This is a genomic window from Croceicoccus sp. BE223, assembly GCF_031457155.1.
GTDB lineage: Bacteria > Pseudomonadota > Alphaproteobacteria > Sphingomonadales > Sphingomonadaceae > Croceicoccus.
Map to the genome: position 1 here is coordinate 705,598 of NZ_JAVDWB010000002.1, position 16,608 is coordinate 722,205.

The window sequence follows — 16,608 nt, forward strand, 5'->3', positions numbered from 1 at the left end:
CGCCGCGAAAGACGAGCCGAGGGCGACATATCTCGCACTGGCCGGTATGGCCGCGTCGCGCGCTGGCCCGATCAATGCGCAAATTGCCAGCGTCAGCGGGAGTAGGGCGGCCAACAGTCCGGGGCCTCAATTCCCCCCGCATGGCATGCGCGGGCGGTCAGGCCAAGTTCCGGGCCTGGGGGGGTCATGCTTGCGCTGTCCCCATGGTCTTGCCAAATGGAAAGGGCGGCCCTTGCGAGCCGCCCTCCCGGTGATCTCTCGAGAGAGATCGAGCGTAAGCGTCGGCCCGAGGGCCGGTCGATTACTTCAGCTCGACGGTGCCGCCGGCTTCCTCGATCTTCTTCTTGATCTCTTCGGCTTCCGCCTTGTTCACGCCTTCCTTGACGGCCTTCGGCGCGCCTTCGACGAGAGCCTTGGCTTCGGCGAGGCCCAGGCCGGTGATGGCGCGGACTTCCTTGATGACCTGGATCTTCTTGCCACCGTCGCCGGTGAGAACCACGTCGAACTCGGTCTTTTCTTCCACCGCGGCACCGGCATCGCCACCAGCGGCGGGGGCGGCAACGGCGACGGCAGCAGCGGCCGAAACGCCCCACGCTTCTTCAAGCGCCTTGGCGAGGTCGGCGGCTTCGAGAACGGTCAGCGACGACAGTTCTTCGACGATCTTCTGGATATCAGCCATTTCAATTCACTCCTAAGTTCATGCCCGGCGTGGCGAGAGCCCTTGCGCCGGAAAATCGCTTGAATCGTCTTATGCGGCATCCTTGGCGGCGTATGCGCCAAAGACACGGGCAAGCTTTGCGGCCGGCGCCGTCGACAGCTGGGCGATCTTGGTCGCCGGGGCATTGACGAGACCGATCAGCTTGGCGCGCAGTTCGTCGAGCGACGGCATCGAGGCGAGCGCCTTGACCCCATCGGCATCCAGAACCTGCGACCCCATCGAACCGCCGACCACTTCCAGCTTGGGATTGGTTTTGGCGAAATCGATGACGACCTTGGCCGCCGCAACCGGGTCGACCGAAGTCGCCAGCGCGGTCGGGCCGGTCAGGTAACCGTCGATACCGGTGTAGTCGGTGTCGGCGATCGCCAGCTTGGCAAGACGGTTCTTCGCAACCTTGTAGGACGCACCAGCGGCACGCATCTTCGAGCGCAGATCGGTCGACTGCGCGACCGAAAGGCCGAGGTTGCGGGTGACGACCACCACGCCCGCCTCGTTGAAGATCGCGTTGAGCCCGGCGACCGATTCGGCTTTTTGCGAACGATCCATGTTTGCTCCTTCACGTTTGGCCGCCCGCTTTGGGGCAGGGCGACCGGCTCATTGTGTCCGCATCACGCAGCCTTGCGGCTCCGTCACGCGGGCGAGTCCGTTCGATAGGGAAGGAGGAGCGCCTGAAAGGACGCAAACGGCCCGGTACCCTGCGGCAGGGGCCGAAAAATCTCGTTTCCCCGTCTAGGCTGGAGATTAAGACCGGCATATCCCGGTCGCCAACTGTCTCGGACGGATGACCCCGATGCACCGAAAAGGCCCACCGACATCGCGGCGGGCCTCTATACGGTCCGGCAGGAAAGTCAAGCCGGACGGGGTGGTGCATAGGGGGCTAGGCGGTCGGTCCCGGCTGGTAGGCGAGCAGATCGCCCGGCTGGCAATCGAGCGCCTCGCAGATCGCCTCCAGCGTCGAGAAGCGGATCGCCTTGGCCTTGCCGGTCTTCAGGATCGACAGGTTGGCGAGGGTGATGTCGACGCGTTCGGCCAGTTCGGTCAGCGTCATGCGGCGCTCGTAGAGCAGGTCGTCCAGCTTCACGGCAATCCTCCCTTCGGTCTCTGCGGCCATCACACGGTGCCTTCGAGGTCGGCGCGCATGTCGGATCCCTTGCGGAACACGCGGGCGAGGATGAACAGGGTGAGGACGAGCGCGAGGCTGGTGCCGTCATCGCCGACGCCGATGTGGACCGAGCTGCCTTCGGTCACCGATTCGACCCAGTCGCCCAGGACCTGGATCGGGATGTTGACGGCCCATGCGCCCAGCGAGAGCCACGCCATCGCCTGCAGCCGGTCGGCATTGTCCGGCACGAAGGGGTCGCCCTCGGCCACGGTGTCGACGATGCGGCGCAAGTGGCGCAGGAAGAAGAAGACAAGCACCAGCATCGCGCCGACGAGGGCGAGCAGGCCGAGAATGCCCCAGAAGGCGGCGGCCGGCGCGCCGTCGGCGGCCAGTTCGGCGATCACCGGGCGCTGGAAGACCAGCAGCAGCGGCAGGCCCACGACGATCGCCGCGCCGCCGATGCAGACCACCGTGATGAAGAAGGACAGGACGATGCGGGCAAAGCCCAGCAGCGGATCGTGACGAAGACGGTTCATGGTTTGCGTTTCCCTGTTGATGACGGGTTTCAGGCCAGCACGGGTGCGGCGATCGCGGTCGCTTGGACGTAGTGTGTCGGCGGTGCGACCGAAGGTGCCCAGAGCGCGACGGCGACGAGAGCGGCCAGCGAGGCTGCGGCGGAACGGGTGAGAATGGCAGACATTTGATGTTCTCCGATATGCTCCATATCGAAAAGCAATAATCCCGAACGAACATATCGTCAATCGATAAATATCGAAAAACGATAATGACCTCATCGGAAAGCGGAAAATGACAGGTCACGCGGCTTCGCAGGCCATCTGCACGCGTCGCAGGCCTTTGACAGGTGCGCGCCCGCACCCTATATGCGGCCCCGTTCGAAGGCTTCGAGCAAGGCGGCCCTGGCGCGGGGGCCGGCCACGGAAGGAAGCCAGAGATTCTTGCAGAAGACGCGACGGCTGTGGGCCGGGAAGCCTCGAAAGGGGCGGATTCCCGTTTGTCCCGCGGCCTTTTGTCGTTTCTGCAGCATCGCACGCGTGCGACGAATTTCCCTGCCGGGGCGGCCGCATCGTCGGTCCGAATCGGCGCAACACGAAGCAAGAGGCTCCACACCCTCATGGCCACCCAGCCCACCGAGGCGGCTCTCCGCCCCACCGCGAAGAAGCGCATCCGCAAGATTTTCGGCGACATCCACGAAGTCGTCGAGATGCCGAACCTGATCGAGGTGCAGCGCGAGAGCTACGAACAGTTCCTGCGGTCCGACCCCTCGACGGGTTACGTCTCGGGTCTGGAAAAGACGCTGCGCTCGGTCTTTCCGATCCGCGACTTCGCCGGCACCGCCGAGCTGGACTTCGTGCACTACGAGCTGGAAGACCCCAAGTACGACGTGACGGAATGCCGCCAGCGCGGCATCACCTACGCCGCTCCGATGAAGGTCACGCTGCGCCTGATCGTGTTCGAGATCGATCCCGATACCGAGGCCCGTTCGGTCCTCGATATCAAGGAGCAGGACGTCTACATGGGCGACATGCCGCTCATGACCGAGAACGGCACCTTCATCGTCAACGGCACCGAGCGTGTCATCGTGTCGCAGATGCATCGTTCGCCGGGCGTCCTGTTCGACCATGACCGCGGCAAGACCCACTCGTCGGGCAAGTATCTCTTCGCTGCCCGCGTGATCCCGTACCGCGGTTCGTGGCTCGACTTCGAGTTCGACGCCAAGGACATCATCAACGTCCGCATCGACCGCAAGCGCAAGCTGCCGGTGACGGCGCTGCTCTATGCGCTCGGCCTCGACGGCGAGCAGATCCTCGACCACTTCTACAACACCGTCGTGTGGCAGCGGGCCGAGAACGGGTGGAAGATTCCCTTCACCGTGGAAGCCTGGCGCGGCCAGAAGCCCGCGTTCGACATCGTCGATGCGGCCAGCGGCGAAGTCGTGTTCCCCGCCGGCACCAAGATCAGCCCGCGCGCCGCCAACAAGGCCGGCAAGGACGGCCTCGCCGAACTGCTGATCCCGACCGAGGAGATCTTCGGCCGGTATGCCGCCAAGGACATGATCGACGAATCGACCGGCCGTATCTGGATCGAGGCCGGTGACGAAGTGTCGCCCGACAACCTCGAGGCGCTAGACAAGGCGGGCGTCGACCGGCTCGAACTGCTCGACATCGACCACGTCAACACCGGCCCGTGGATCCGCAACACCATGCAGGCGGACAAGGCCGAGAACCGCGACATGGGCCTTGAAGCGATTTACAAGGTCATGCGCCCGGGCGAACCGCCGACGAAGGAAACCGCCGAAGCGCTGTTCGAAGGCCTGTTCTTCGACGGCGAGCGTTACGACCTGTCGGCCGTGGGCCGCGTCAAGCTCAACATGCGCCTCGGCCTCGACGCGGCGGACACGATCACCACGCTGCGCACCGAGGATATCCTCGCGGTCGTCAAGGAACTGGTCGACCTCAAGGACGGCAAGGGCGAAGTCGACGACATCGACAACCTCGCCAACCGCCGCGTCCGTTCGGTGGGCGAGCTGCTGGAGAACCAGTACCGCGTCGGCCTGCTGCGCATGGAGCGCGCGGTGAAGGAGCGCATGAGCAGCGTCGACGTGTCGACGGTAATGCCGAACGACCTCATCAACGCGAAGCCCGCCGTGGCCGCCGTTCGGGAATTCTTCGGTTCCTCGCAGCTGTCGCAGTTCATGGACCAGACCAACCCGCTGTCGGAAGTCACCCACAAGCGCCGCGTCTCGGCGCTCGGCCCCGGCGGTCTGACCCGTGAGCGCGCCGGCTTCGAAGTCCGCGACGTCCATCCGACCCATTACGGCCGCATCTGCCCGATCGAGACGCCGGAAGGCCCGAACATCGGCCTGATCAACTCGCTGTCGACTTTCGCCCGCGTCAATAAGTACGGCTTCATCGAGACGCCGTACCGCAAGGTGATCGACGGCAAGGTGACCGGCGAGGTCCAGTACCTGTCGGCCATGGAAGAACAGAAGAACACCGTCGCGCAGGCGTCGGCCGACCTCACCGAGGAAGGCACTTTCGTCGAGGATCTCGTCTCGGCCCGCCAGAACGGCGAATTCGTGATGAGCCCGTCCGAGCAGGTGACGCTGATGGACGTGTCGCCCAAGCAGCTCGTCTCGGTCGCGGCCTCGCTGATCCCGTTCCTGGAAAACGACGACGCCAACCGCGCGCTGATGGGCTCGAACATGCAACGCCAGGCGGTGCCGCTGGTCAAGGCTGAGGCACCGTGGGTCGGCACCGGCATGGAAGAGACCGTGGCGCGCGATTCGGGCGCGGCGATCTCGGCCCGCCGTGGCGGCGTCGTCGACCAGGTCGATGCGACGCGTATCGTCATCCGCGCGATCGGCGACGTCGAACCCGGCCAGTCGGGCGTCGACATCTATCGCCTTCAGAAGTTCGAGCGTTCGAACCAGTCGACCTGCATCAACCAGCGTCCGCTTGTGAAGGTGGGCGAAGTGGTGCAGGCCGGCGACATCATCGCCGACGGTCCGTCGACCGACCTTGGCGAACTCGCACTGGGCCGCAACAGCCTCGTCGCGTTCATGCCCTGGAACGGCTACAACTACGAGGACTCGATCCTGATCAGCGAGCGCATCGTCAAGGACGACGTGTTCACCTCGATCCACATCGACGAGTTCGAAGTCATGGCTCGCGACACCAAGCTCGGGCCCGAGGACATCACCCGCGACATCCCCAACGTCGGCGAGGAAGCGCTTCGCAACCTCGACGAGGCGGGCATCGTCTACATCGGTGCCGAAGTGCACCCGGGCGACATCCTTGTCGGCAAGATCACGCCGAAGGGCGAGAGCCCGATGACGCCGGAGGAAAAGCTCCTGCGCGCCATCTTCGGCGAGAAGGCCAGCGACGTGCGCGACACCTCGCTCCGCCTGCCGCCGGGCGTTTCGGGCACGATCGTCGACGTGCGCGTCTTCAACCGCCACGGCATCGAGGTGGACGACCGTACCCGCGCCATCCAGAACGAGGAAATCGAACGCCTCGCCAAGGACCGCGAGGACGAGCGCGCAATTCTCAATCGCGCGACCTACAACCGCCTGCGCGACATGCTGATCGGCCAGACCGCCAGCGCCGCGCCCAAGCCCGCCAAGAAGGGCGACGAGATCACCGACGAGGTGCTCGACGGCATCGACCGGCACGAGTGGTTCAAGTTCGCGGTGGCGGACGACAACCGCCAGTCGCAGATCGAGGCAGTGAAGGAGCAGTACGACGAGGCCGTGAAGGCCATCAACGCCAAGTTCGAGGACCGCAAGGAGAAGCTCGAGCGTGGTGACGAACTGGCTCCGGGCGTGCTCAAGATGGTCAAGGTGTTTGTCGCGGTGAAGCGCAAGCTGCAGCCGGGCGACAAGATGGCCGGCCGTCACGGCAACAAGGGCGTCATCAGCCGGATCCTTCCGGCCGAGGACATGCCCTTCCTCGAGGACGGCACCCCGGTCGACCTCGTGCTGAACCCGCTCGGCGTGCCGTCGCGCATGAACGTCGGCCAGATCTTCGAAACGCACCTCGGCTTCGCCGCGCGCGGGCTCGGCATGCAGATTGGCGACATGCTCGACGAGTGGCGTGCCGAGAACCCCGATCCGCAGGCGGGCCCGCCGCCGGCGGCGCTGGTCGATAAGCTGAAGGACGTCTACGGCGACAACTACGTCGAGGACATCGAGGGTCGCACCTCGGCCGAGATCTACGAGCTGGCGCACAACGTGCGTCGCGGCGTTCCGATGGGCACCCCGGTGTTCGACGGCGCGCGCGAAAGCGACGTCACCGACATGCTGCTGAAGGCGGGCTACGCGTCGTCGGGCCAGTCGACGCTGTACGACGGCCGCACCGGCGAGGCGTTCGACCGCAAGGTGACCGTGGGCATCATCTACATGCTGAAGCTTCACCACCTCGTCGACGACAAGATCCACGCGCGCTCGATCGGCCCCTACTCGCTCGTCACCCAGCAGCCGCTGGGCGGCAAGGCGCAGTTCGGCGGCCAGCGTTTCGGCGAAATGGAGGTCTGGGCGCTCCAGGCCTACGGCGCCGCCTACACGCTGCAGGAAATGCTGACGGTGAAGTCGGACGACGTCGTCGGCCGCACCAAGGTTTACGAGGCGATCGTCAAGGGCGACGACACCTTCGAGGCCGGCATTCCCGAAAGCTTCAACGTGCTGGTGAAGGAAATGCGCTCGCTGGGCCTCAACGTCGAACTGTCCTCGCTGACCGACGACAGCGACGAGGACGGCCTGGCCGAAGCGGCGGAATAAGGGGGCGCGGGTGGCATTTTTGCGTGCCGCCCCGCCGACCGGCCTCCCGCCTGCCCCAGAGCATGAATTTTCCCTCCTGGTGAGGAACGAGAAATGAACGAACTGACCAAATTCGCCAACCCGGTCGCCAAGGCCGAGACGTTCGACCAGATCCAGATCGGCCTTGCCTCGCCCGAGCGCATCCGTTCGTGGTCGTTCGGCGAGATCAAGAAGCCCGAGACGATCAACTACCGCACGTTCAAGCCCGAACGTGACGGCCTGTTCTGCGCGCGCATCTTCGGCCCCGTGAAGGACTACGAGTGCCTGTGCGGCAAGTACAAGCGCATGAAGTACAAGGGCGTCGTGTGCGAGAAGTGCGGTGTGGAAGTCACCGTCACCAAGGTGCGCCGCGAGCGCATGGGCCACATCGAGCTGGCCGCGCCGGTCGCGCACATCTGGTTCCTGAAGTCGCTGCCTTCGCGCATCGGCCTGCTGCTCGACATGCAGCTCAAGCAGCTCGAGCGCGTGCTCTATTTCGAGAGCTACGTCGTGATCGAGCCGGGCCTCACCGCGATGGAAAAGTACCAGCTCCTGACCGAGGACGAGCTGCTCGACGCGCAGGACGAGTACGGCGAGGACGCGTTCAGCGCCGGCATCGGCGCCGAGGCGGTGAAGACCATGCTCATGGAACTCGACCTCGAGGCAGAGCGTGACGCCCTGCTCGAGGAACTGGCGACGACCAAGTCCGAGCTGAAGCCCAAGAAGATCATCAAGCGCCTCAAGGTCGTGGAAAGCTTCATCGATTCCGGCAACCGCCCGGAATGGATGATCCTCGACGTCGTGCCGGTCATCCCGCCCGAACTGCGCCCGCTGGTGCCGCTCGATGGCGGCCGCTTCGCGACGTCGGACCTCAATGATCTCTACCGCCGCGTCATCAACCGCAACAACCGCCTGAAGCGGCTGATGGAACTGCGCGCGCCGGACATCATCGTCCGCAACGAAAAGCGCATGCTGCAAGAAGCGGTCGACGCCCTGTTCGACAACGGCCGCCGCGGCCGCGTCATCACCGGCGCCAACAAGCGTCCGCTGAAGTCGCTGTCTGACATGCTGAAGGGCAAGCAGGGCCGGTTCCGCCAGAACCTGCTCGGCAAGCGCGTCGACTATTCGGGCCGTTCGGTCATCGTGACCGGCCCGGAATTGAAGCTGCACCAGTGCGGCCTGCCCAAGAAGATGGCGCTCGAACTGTTCAAGCCGTTCATCTACGCGCGTCTGGACGCCAAGGGTCTGTCGATGACCCTGAAGCAGGCCAAGAAGTGGGTCGAGAAGGAGCGCAAGGAAGTCTGGGACATCCTCGATGAGGTGATCCGCGAACACCCCGTGCTGCTCAACCGCGCGCCCACGCTGCACCGCCTCGGCATCCAGGCGTTCGAGCCGGTGCTGATCGAGGGCAAGGCGATCCAGCTGCACCCGCTCGTCTGCTCGGCCTTCAACGCCGACTTCGACGGTGACCAGATGGCCGTCCACGTGCCGCTCTCGCTGGAAGCCCAGCTCGAAGCGCGCGTGCTGATGATGAGCACCAACAACATCCTGTCGCCCGCCAACGGCAAGCCGATCATCGTGCCTTCGCAGGACATGGTGCTGGGCCTCTACTACCTGTCGATGGAGCTGGAGAACGAGCCGGGCCAGGGCATGGCGTTTGCCGACATGGCCGAAGTGCACCAGGCGCTGCAGATCGGCGCGGTCACGCTGCACTCGAAGATCACGGCCCGCGTGCCGCAGACCGACGAGAACGGCAACGAGTACACCGCCCGCGTCGAAACGACGCCGGGCCGGATGCTGATCGCTGAATGCCTGCCCAAGAGCCACAAGGTGCCCTTCGCGGTGGTCAACCGCCTTCTCACCAAGAAGGACATCGGCGACGTCATCGACGAAGTCTATCGCCACACCGGCCAGAAGGACACGGTCCTGTTCGCCGACGCGATCATGGTGCTCGGCTTCCGCCACGCCTGCCGCGCCGGCATCTCGTTCGGCAAGGACGACATGATCATCCCCGACAGCAAGGAAGGGATGATCGCCGAGACCAAGGCCCAGGTCGCCGAGTACGAACAGCAGTACCAGGAAGGCCTGATCACCTGGCAGGAGAAGTACAACAAGGCGATCGACGCCTGGAGCCGTTGCGGCGACCAGGTCGCGGCCGCCATGATGGACGAGATCAAGGCGCAGCCGGTGGACGAGGAGACCGGCCGGATGAAGCCGATCAACTCGATCTACATGATGAGCCATTCGGGCGCGCGTGGTTCGCCGGCGCAGATGAAGCAGCTCGCCGGCATGCGCGGCTTGATGGCCAAGCCTTCGGGCGAGATCATCGAGACGCCGATCATCTCGAATTTCAAGGAAGGCCTGACCGTCCTCGAATACTTCAACTCGACCCACGGTGCCCGCAAGGGTCTCGCGGACACCGCGCTGAAGACCGCGAACTCGGGCTACCTGACCCGCCGCCTGGTCGACGTGTCACAGGACTGCGTCATCGTCGAGGAGGACTGCGGCACGCAGAACGCGCTCGAAATGCGCGCGATCGTGCAGGGCGGCTCGACCATCGCGTCGCTGGGCGAGCGCATCCTGGGCCGCACCCTGGCTGAGGACCTGGTCCACGCCAAGACGGGCGAAGTGCTGGCCAAGGCCGGCGACCTGCTCGACGAAGCGGCGATCAAGGTGATCGAGGAAGCCGAATCGCAGGTGGCGAAGATCCGTTCGCCGCTGGTCTGCGAAGCGCAGCAGGGCGTCTGCGGCAAGTGCTACGGGCGTGACCTTGCCCGCGGTACGCCGGTGAACATCGGCGAAGCCGTCGGTGTCATCGCGGCGCAGTCGATCGGCGAGCCCGGCACCCAGCTGACGATGCGGACCTTCCACATCGGCGGCGCGGCGCAGCTCAACGAAACCTCGCACCTCGAGGCGGTTTCGGACGGCAAGATCGTCTATCGCGACATGCCGACCATCGTCGACAAGCGCGGTCGTCGCCTGTCGATGGCCCGCAGCGGCGAGATCCTCGTCATCGACGCCGAAGGGCGCGAGCGCGAGATGCACCGCGTCCCCTACGGCACCGTCATCATGTTCGAGGATGGCGCTCAGGTGAAGCAGGGCGACCGCATGGCCGAATGGGATCCGTTCACCCTGCCGATCATCACCGAGCAGTCGGGCGTCGTGAAGTACCAGGACCTTGCCGAGAACAAGACCCTGGAAGAGCGCGTCGACGAGGCCACCGGCATCGCCCAGCGCGTCGTCATCGAGTATCGCTCGGCGGGCCGTTCGAAGAAGGAGGACCTGCGTCCGCGCATCACCCTTCTCGGCCAGGCCGGCGATGAGACCGAGGCTGCGCGCTACATGCTGGCGCCGGGCACGACCCTGTCGGTCGACGACGGTCAGGAAGTGCAGGCGGGCGACATCCTTGCCCGTGCCTCGCGCGAAGCGGCCAAGACCCGCGACATCACCGGCGGTCTGCCGCGTGTCGCCGAGCTGTTCGAGGCCCGCAAGCCGAAGGACAACGCGGTCATCGCCAAGGTCTCGGGCCGGGTCGAGTTCGTTCGCGACTACAAGGCCAAGCGCAAGATCGCGATCATCCCGGAAGAGGGCGATCCGGTGGAATACCTGATCCCCAAGTCGAAGGTGATCGACGTCCAGGAAGGCGACTTCGTCAAGAAGGGCGACAACCTGATCTCGGGTAGCCCCGATCCGCACGACATCCTCGAGGTGCTCGGCGTCGAGGCGCTGGCCGAATATCTCGTCAACGAGATCCAGGAAGTTTATCGCTTGCAGGGCGTGAAGATCAACGACAAGCACATCGAGGTGATCGTTCGCCAGATGCTGCAGAAGGTCGAGATCACCAACGGCGGCGACACCACGCTGCTGCCCGGTGAGCAGGTCGATTACGAAGAGATGATGGAGTACAACGCCAAGCTGAAGCCGAACCAGACCCCGGCCGAAGGCAAGCCGGTGCTGCTCGGCATCACCAAGGCGTCGCTCCAGACCCGCTCGTTCATCTCGGCCGCCTCGTTCCAGGAAACCACGCGCGTGCTCACGCAGGCCGCGGTCGAGGGCAAGCGCGATTCGCTGATCGGCCTGAAGGAAAACGTGATCGTCGGTCGTCTCATCCCCGCCGGCACCGGCGCGGGCATGAACCGCGTCCGCGTCGCCGCCTCCAGCCGCGATGCCGCGCTGCGCGCCCAGTATCGCAAGATGCAGGAAGCGCTGATCGCAGCGGACAGTGCCGAGGAAGAGCATGCCGCCGAACTGGCCCAGGGCCCGGAAGCGGCGATCGGCGACGATCCGCTGGCCGCGGTCGAGGGTGAGACCCACGGCCTTGATGCCGATGCCGGCGACTACCTGAACCCCGAAGCCGCCGACCATGACGGCAGCCTCGAGGAAACCGACGAGGACTGAGCCGCAAGCTCGATCCATCCGACGACGAGAGACCCCGCCGGATCGCTTCCGGCGGGGTTTTTCGTTGCTCGCCAGGCCGCGCAGAAAGGCCGCTGTCCCAAACTGGCACTCGTGGGGCGATGATTCACCTTAGATTTACGACTGCCCGGTAGCGTCTGGCCCCATGGTTATGGTGAAAGGGGTGGCATAAGCGCATGGGAGGTAGGCAGGCCGCCCTTTTCGCACGCAGCGACTATCTGTTGATGCGGCGCTTGCAGGACTATGCGGAGCGCGGCCAGCTCGCGGCGGCGACCTCTGCGTTCGGCGCGTTCGTGACCTGCGTCATCCGGTTGGGCGGGGCGGGCGTGCTGCTGCAGTTCGCCTGGCTGGGCTACATGCTGTTGGTCAGCCTGCTGCGGGTCGAAGTGGTGCGCCGCTTCACGCCCGACACCATCGACCTCGACTATTTCCGCCGCCAGCGTTTCCGCATGGTCGCGCTCGGCGTGGCCGACAGCCTCGGCTGGGGCGTCGGCCTGTTCATGTTCGCGATGTTCGCGCAAGGCACCGAACTCTACCTCCTCAGCGTGATGGCCGCAGGCGTCATCACCGCGTCGCTGATCTACTACCGCGCGCTCCCGCAGCTCTGCGCGGTCTTCGTCGCGACGATGGCGCTGACCGGCGCCGCCATCAGCTTCGCGATCCTCGGCCATGTCGAGATCGTCTCGTTCAGTCTGATCGGCGCGTTGTCGCTGGTCCTGTTCCGCGGCATCGCCGACGATGCGCGCCTCTATCGCCGCAAGTTCGAGGGCGAGGCCGAACTGGCCGAGAGCGCGGAAACGATCCAGCTCCTGCTTCACGACTACGAAGCGCAGAGCGCCGACTGGCTGTGGCAGGTCGACCGGGGCGCCTGCCTCGTCGAGGTCTGCGACCGCTTCGGCGAGGCGGCGGGCGTCGACCCGCGCGAGCTGGAGGGCCGCGAGTTCGTCACCCTCTTCGAACCCGGCCCGGCGCGCGAGCTGCTGGCTCACCGGCTGCTGGTGCGCCAGCCGTTCCGCGACCTGTCGATCAGCCTCGTCGCCAACGGCGAGACGCGCTGGTGGTCGCTGTCGGCCAATTGCTGGGACGACGGCACCATGCACGGCGTGGCCCGCGACACCACTGACACGCGCCAGGCGGTCGAGCGCATGAACTTCATGGCGCACCACGACATGCTGACCGGCATCGCCAACCGCTTCCTGTTCGGCGAGACCCTGCGCGAGGTGCTGGAACGCAAGCAGGCGAAGGGTCGCCTCGCCCTGCTCTACCTCGATCTCGACCACTTCAAGCAGATCAACGACACTTGGGGCCATTCCACCGGCGATCGGCTGCTCACCGAAACGGCGATGCGCCTGTCGTCCTCGGTCAAGGCGCACGATCTCGTCGCGCGCCTGGGGGGTGACGAGTTCGCGATCCTGCTGACCCGGCTTGGCGACCCGTCCGATGCGGTGGCCATCGCCCAGCGCATCATCGATGCGATGGAAAAGCCGTTCATGATCGATGACCAGAAGCTGCAGACCGGAACCAGCATCGGCATCGCCCATGTCCAGCCGCCGCGCGACGGGCAGAAGATCGGGCCCGACGACCTGCTGCGCCAGGCCGATCTCGCGCTCTACGCCGCCAAGGCGCTGGGCCGCGGCACCCATGCCGAGTTCGAACCCTGGCTCGAGGAGCGCGACCGCGAGCGCGCCCAGCTCGAAGCGGACCTCAAGACCGCGATCCAGAACGACGAGTTCACGCTGCACTACCAGCCGCTTTACGATCTGGCACAAAGGAAGACAGTGGGCTTCGAGACGCTGGTCCGCTGGCAGAGCCCGATCTGGGGCGTGGTCATGCCCGGCGAATTCATCCCCCTTGCCGAAGACAGCGGGCTCATCGTCGCGCTCGGCGAATGGATCATCCGCAACGCGATCCACGAAGCGGCCGGCTGGCCGGAGGGAGAGCGGGTGGCGATCAACCTCTCGCCGCTGCAGATGCGTTCGCCCCGCCTGCTGCCCACGATCACGGAAGCGATCCGCAGCACCGGGATCGCTCCGGACCGGATCGAACTCGAGATCACCGAGAACATGCTGATGCACGACAGCGCGCGCAACGTCGCCATGCTGCACGAACTGCGCAGCATGGGCATCCGCATCGCGCTCGACGATTTCGGCACGGGCTATTCCTCGCTCAACTACCTGCGCAGCTTTCCCTTCGACAAGATCAAGATCGACAAGTGCTTCGTCGAAGATATCGAGGAGCGGGAAGACTGCCAGGCGATCGTGCGCGCCGTCACCCAGCTGGCCGGCGCGCTCGGCATGTCGACCGTGGCCGAAGGGGTGGAACGCGAAAGCCAGCTCGACTGGCTGCGTAGCGAAGGAATCACCCAGATCCAGGGCTACCTGATCTCCTACCCCGTCAATGCCGAGGAATTGAGCGACGGGCGCCCGTTCAACGAAGATCGCCACAAGTGGTTCAGGCCGCCCGAGGACCGCTCCGCGAGCGACCGGCTGACAGGCTGGCCACCGGCGGCGGAAGCGGCAGCCAGGCGCCGTTCGACCGGTTCGCTGTCGGACGCGGCGTGAACGCATTTATGACAATGTCCGTAACGGTTGCGAAAGGGTTTCCCCTTGCTTGCTTGCCGGCAAGGCTGCCGATAGCCTTGGCCGATGCACTTGACGTTCCTCCTGCTCGGGATCGTGTTCGCCACCATCGGCCTCTACGTGATCCTCATGGGCGTGGATGGCCTGCGTCGCGCCGAGGGCGGTCGGCACAAGACGTTGATTGCAAGCGGTTTGATACTGGCGGTGCTCGGCATCGTCCTCGCGGTTTCATGACGGTTCAAACTTAGGGAAGACAAGGCAGGCACAGACGAATTTGCAGCGTACGGCCTCCTGCTCCACGCCGTGGGGCGGTGGCCACAATCCAGTCGGGCAGCATCCTGATCTGTCCATCAATCGCCACAGACATGCTCTTCGGGAGGCAATCCCGTGTGCATATCTTGGAATTTTGTTTGACCGAATGGCCCCTGTGGATCATTTAGGTCGAGCATAACGCCAATTTGGGGGAACAAATGGCAATGAATAAGCGCATGTTGGTGCTTGGTGCATCGACTCTCGCCATCGGTATCGCGGCACCTGGCCTTGCCCAGGTTGTCCCCGGACCGCTCGACGGCATCCTGGTTGATGCAGTCACCATCGACGACACTCTCGTCCTGACCGATCTCGACGACACGACCGAGACCATTCTGGATGCCGGTTCGTCCGGTGTCGAGGACACCGATGGCGGCAATGCCAGCGCGGTAGTGAGCAGCCAAGCCACTGGCTGGGTGCAGCAGTCGGCTAACGCCACGGCTGGCGACCTCGATCTCAGCCTCGTCAACGAAGGCGACTACGAGGTTTACGCGATCGCGACCGCAGACGCGCCGGGCAGCAACGTCGCGCAAATCCAGAACGGTTTCGCCCAGTTTGGCAGCGCCACCGGTGATGCGACGCAGAGCATCGAGAATACTGGATCGATGGCGGTTACCGCCAGCATCGATGCGGTAGGCACGGTAGGTGAAGCGGCCAATGGTAGTGCCGGTATCTACTTCGGCGTCTATCAGGAAACCAACGCCGATGGCGACGCGACGGGCACTCTCTCCAACGCGGGTGATATCGCGCTCAGCACTTCGGCGACGGCGACCGGTTCGACCGGCTACGCAATGTCTGGCGTTTTTGCTGGTGTCGTTCAGCTTGCCGAATCGTCGACTGAGGTGCTCGACGCCCTGAGCGGGAATGCTTCGGTCGACCTGACCAATGCCGAAGATGCGACGATCTCGATCGACGGTATGGCCACGGCAACAGCCACGGCCGCCGCTGGTGGCGCGAGCGCGTTGAATTACACCTACTACGGTGTCGTTCAGGCCGTCGGCAGCGAAGACGGCGAAGCCAGCGCGACGATCACCAACGATGGTTCGATTGCGATCTCATCGACCGCGACTGCAACCGCGACAAACGAAGCTGGTGATGCCGGGTCGGCTTCTGCCGGTGCCTACATTGGCATCGAAGGTGGCGCGGGCATCGCCCAGTTTGCAGAGGGCGACTTTGCGGACATTGCGAGCGTGTCCCTCGTGAACAATGGTTCCGTCGACATGACCGCGAGCGCTTCGGCTCTTGCCGACAGCTACGCGTCGGCCAACGCTTCTGTCTTCGGTGTCGAGCAGAGCGCTTCAGGCTCGTCGGCTTTGGTTTCGCTTTCGAACAGCGGCACGATGGCCTTCGCGGCCGACGCTATGGCCGAAGGCGATGCGGCTGGTGCAAGCGCTGGCGTAATCGGCGTGGGTCAGTATGCGGAAGCCGGTGAAGGTGCGGCCAGCGTTTCGTTCTACAATGGCGGCGACTTCTCGGCTGACGCGGTGGCGACTGCCATGGGCGGTTTGGACAACAGCGAAGTCGGTGCCTACGCCTACGCGACTGGCGTGGACCAGGAAGCAGACGGCATTGATCCTTCGTTCACCTTTGCCAACGATGGTTCGTTCACGGTAAGTGCGTCTGCGGCGGCGAGCTTCATGACCTCGGAGACGGCGGTCGTTACTACCACGACGAGCGGCGGCACTTCGGTCGTGACCACCACCGGCACTGCGCCGGGTTATGCTAACGCCGAAGCGCTGGGCTACTCGCTCGACGCAGGCGGCAACAACGGCATGATCGACGTATCGAACACGGGTGACTTCACCGTCACGGCCGATGTCGACGGGAATGGCGATGCCTATGCGTTGGGCATGGAGATTGACGGCGGCTTCGGCTCGACGGTCGAAGGCTTCCAGACCGCCGGCGTGCTGTCGGGCGAGATCGTCAACGACGGCTCGCTGACGGTTTCGGCGACCGCGCTCGGCGGCGACCTGACGGTCTACACGACCGGCACGGGCACGGCTGAAACGGTTGTTTCGACGACCGCCAACAACGCCGCAACGGCTACCGGCATCCTGATCGAAGCGGCGGTGGCCGACGTCACGCTGACCAACACCGGCTCGATCGAGGTTTCGGCCACGACCGACATGGGTGAATCGTCGGCCTACGGCATCGTCGTGACCGATGCCGG

Annotated in this window: 10 protein-coding genes; 5 read left to right on the plus strand and 5 right to left on the minus strand. The window is 64.8% G+C overall.

Annotated elements, in window-relative coordinates; translation table 11 throughout:
• Positions 1 to 301: 301 nt before the first annotated feature.
• The 5 genes from rplL to J2X37_RS07445 all read right to left on the minus strand — a co-directional run bounded on the left by rplL (position 302) and on the right by J2X37_RS07445 (position 2,520).
• The gene (rplL, locus tag J2X37_RS07425) at positions 302 to 679 is read right to left on the minus strand and encodes a 50S ribosomal protein L7/L12 (protein ID WP_310019460.1); all 378 of its coding nucleotides are present in this window, start codon (positions 677 to 679) and stop codon (positions 302 to 304) included.
• 69 nt (positions 680 to 748) lie between these two features.
• Complete coding sequence (gene rplJ / locus J2X37_RS07430; protein WP_310019462.1) at positions 749 to 1,264, minus strand: 50S ribosomal protein L10; 516 nt, start codon at positions 1,262 to 1,264, stop codon at positions 749 to 751.
• Between the two features lie 331 nt (positions 1,265 to 1,595).
• Positions 1,596 to 1,829 (minus strand): helix-turn-helix transcriptional regulator, encoded by a 234-nt coding sequence (locus J2X37_RS07435; RefSeq protein WP_310019464.1) that lies wholly within the window; start codon positions 1,827 to 1,829, stop codon positions 1,596 to 1,598.
• A complete protein-coding gene (locus J2X37_RS07440) occupies positions 1,829 to 2,356 on the minus strand; it encodes a DUF2975 domain-containing protein (RefSeq protein ID WP_310019466.1) in 528 nt (175 codons plus the stop codon). The genes J2X37_RS07435 and J2X37_RS07440 overlap by 1 nt, the downstream gene beginning before the upstream one ends.
• Before the next feature lie 29 nt (positions 2,357 to 2,385).
• The gene (locus J2X37_RS07445; protein ID WP_310019468.1) at positions 2,386 to 2,520 is read right to left on the minus strand and encodes a hypothetical protein; all 135 of its coding nucleotides are present in this window, start codon (positions 2,518 to 2,520) and stop codon (positions 2,386 to 2,388) included.
• Positions 2,521 to 2,952: 432 nt separating this feature from the next.
• Between J2X37_RS07445 and rpoB the strand changes: the two genes are divergently transcribed.
• From rpoB to J2X37_RS07470, 5 genes are all read left to right on the plus strand, one after another.
• Positions 2,953 to 7,116, plus strand: a complete 4,164-nt coding sequence (gene rpoB, locus J2X37_RS07450) for a DNA-directed RNA polymerase subunit beta (RefSeq protein WP_310019470.1) — start codon at positions 2,953 to 2,955, stop codon at positions 7,114 to 7,116.
• Positions 7,117 to 7,209: 93 nt separating this feature from the next.
• Entirely contained in the window at positions 7,210 to 11,532 is a 4,323-nt protein-coding gene (rpoC, locus tag J2X37_RS07455; RefSeq protein WP_310019472.1) for a DNA-directed RNA polymerase subunit beta', read from the plus strand.
• A gap of 194 nt (positions 11,533 to 11,726) precedes the next feature.
• Complete coding sequence (locus tag J2X37_RS07460) at positions 11,727 to 14,111, plus strand: EAL domain-containing protein (RefSeq protein ID WP_310019474.1); 2,385 nt, start codon at positions 11,727 to 11,729, stop codon at positions 14,109 to 14,111.
• A gap of 90 nt (positions 14,112 to 14,201) precedes the next feature.
• Complete coding sequence (locus J2X37_RS07465; RefSeq protein ID WP_310019476.1) at positions 14,202 to 14,363, plus strand: hypothetical protein; 162 nt, start codon at positions 14,202 to 14,204, stop codon at positions 14,361 to 14,363.
• Positions 14,364 to 14,605: 242 nt separating this feature from the next.
• Positions 14,606 to 16,608, plus strand: a 2,003-nt coding sequence (locus tag J2X37_RS07470) for a hypothetical protein (protein WP_310019478.1), incomplete at its 3' end; no start/stop codon positions are given.

What these genes read in the sequence shown, in the direction of transcription:
- rplJ (WP_310019462.1), bottom strand. Translation starts at nt 1,264, where the DNA reads ATGGATCGTTCGCAAAAAGCCGAATCGGTCGCCGGGCTCAACGCGATC.
- rpoC (WP_310019472.1), top strand. Translation starts at nt 7,210, where the DNA reads ATGAACGAACTGACCAAATTCGCCAACCCGGTCGCCAAGGCCGAGACG.
- rplL (WP_310019460.1), bottom strand. Translation starts at nt 679, where the DNA reads ATGGCTGATATCCAGAAGATCGTCGAAGAACTGTCGTCGCTGACCGTT.
- J2X37_RS07460 (WP_310019474.1), top strand. Translation starts at nt 11,727, where the DNA reads ATGGGAGGTAGGCAGGCCGCCCTTTTCGCACGCAGCGACTATCTGTTG.
- J2X37_RS07435 (WP_310019464.1), bottom strand. Translation starts at nt 1,829, where the DNA reads ATGGCCGCAGAGACCGAAGGGAGGATTGCCGTGAAGCTGGACGACCTG.
- J2X37_RS07445 (WP_310019468.1), bottom strand. Translation starts at nt 2,520, where the DNA reads ATGTCTGCCATTCTCACCCGTTCCGCCGCAGCCTCGCTGGCCGCTCTC.
- rpoB (WP_310019470.1), top strand. Translation starts at nt 2,953, where the DNA reads ATGGCCACCCAGCCCACCGAGGCGGCTCTCCGCCCCACCGCGAAGAAG.
- J2X37_RS07440 (WP_310019466.1), bottom strand. Translation starts at nt 2,356, where the DNA reads ATGAACCGTCTTCGTCACGATCCGCTGCTGGGCTTTGCCCGCATCGTC.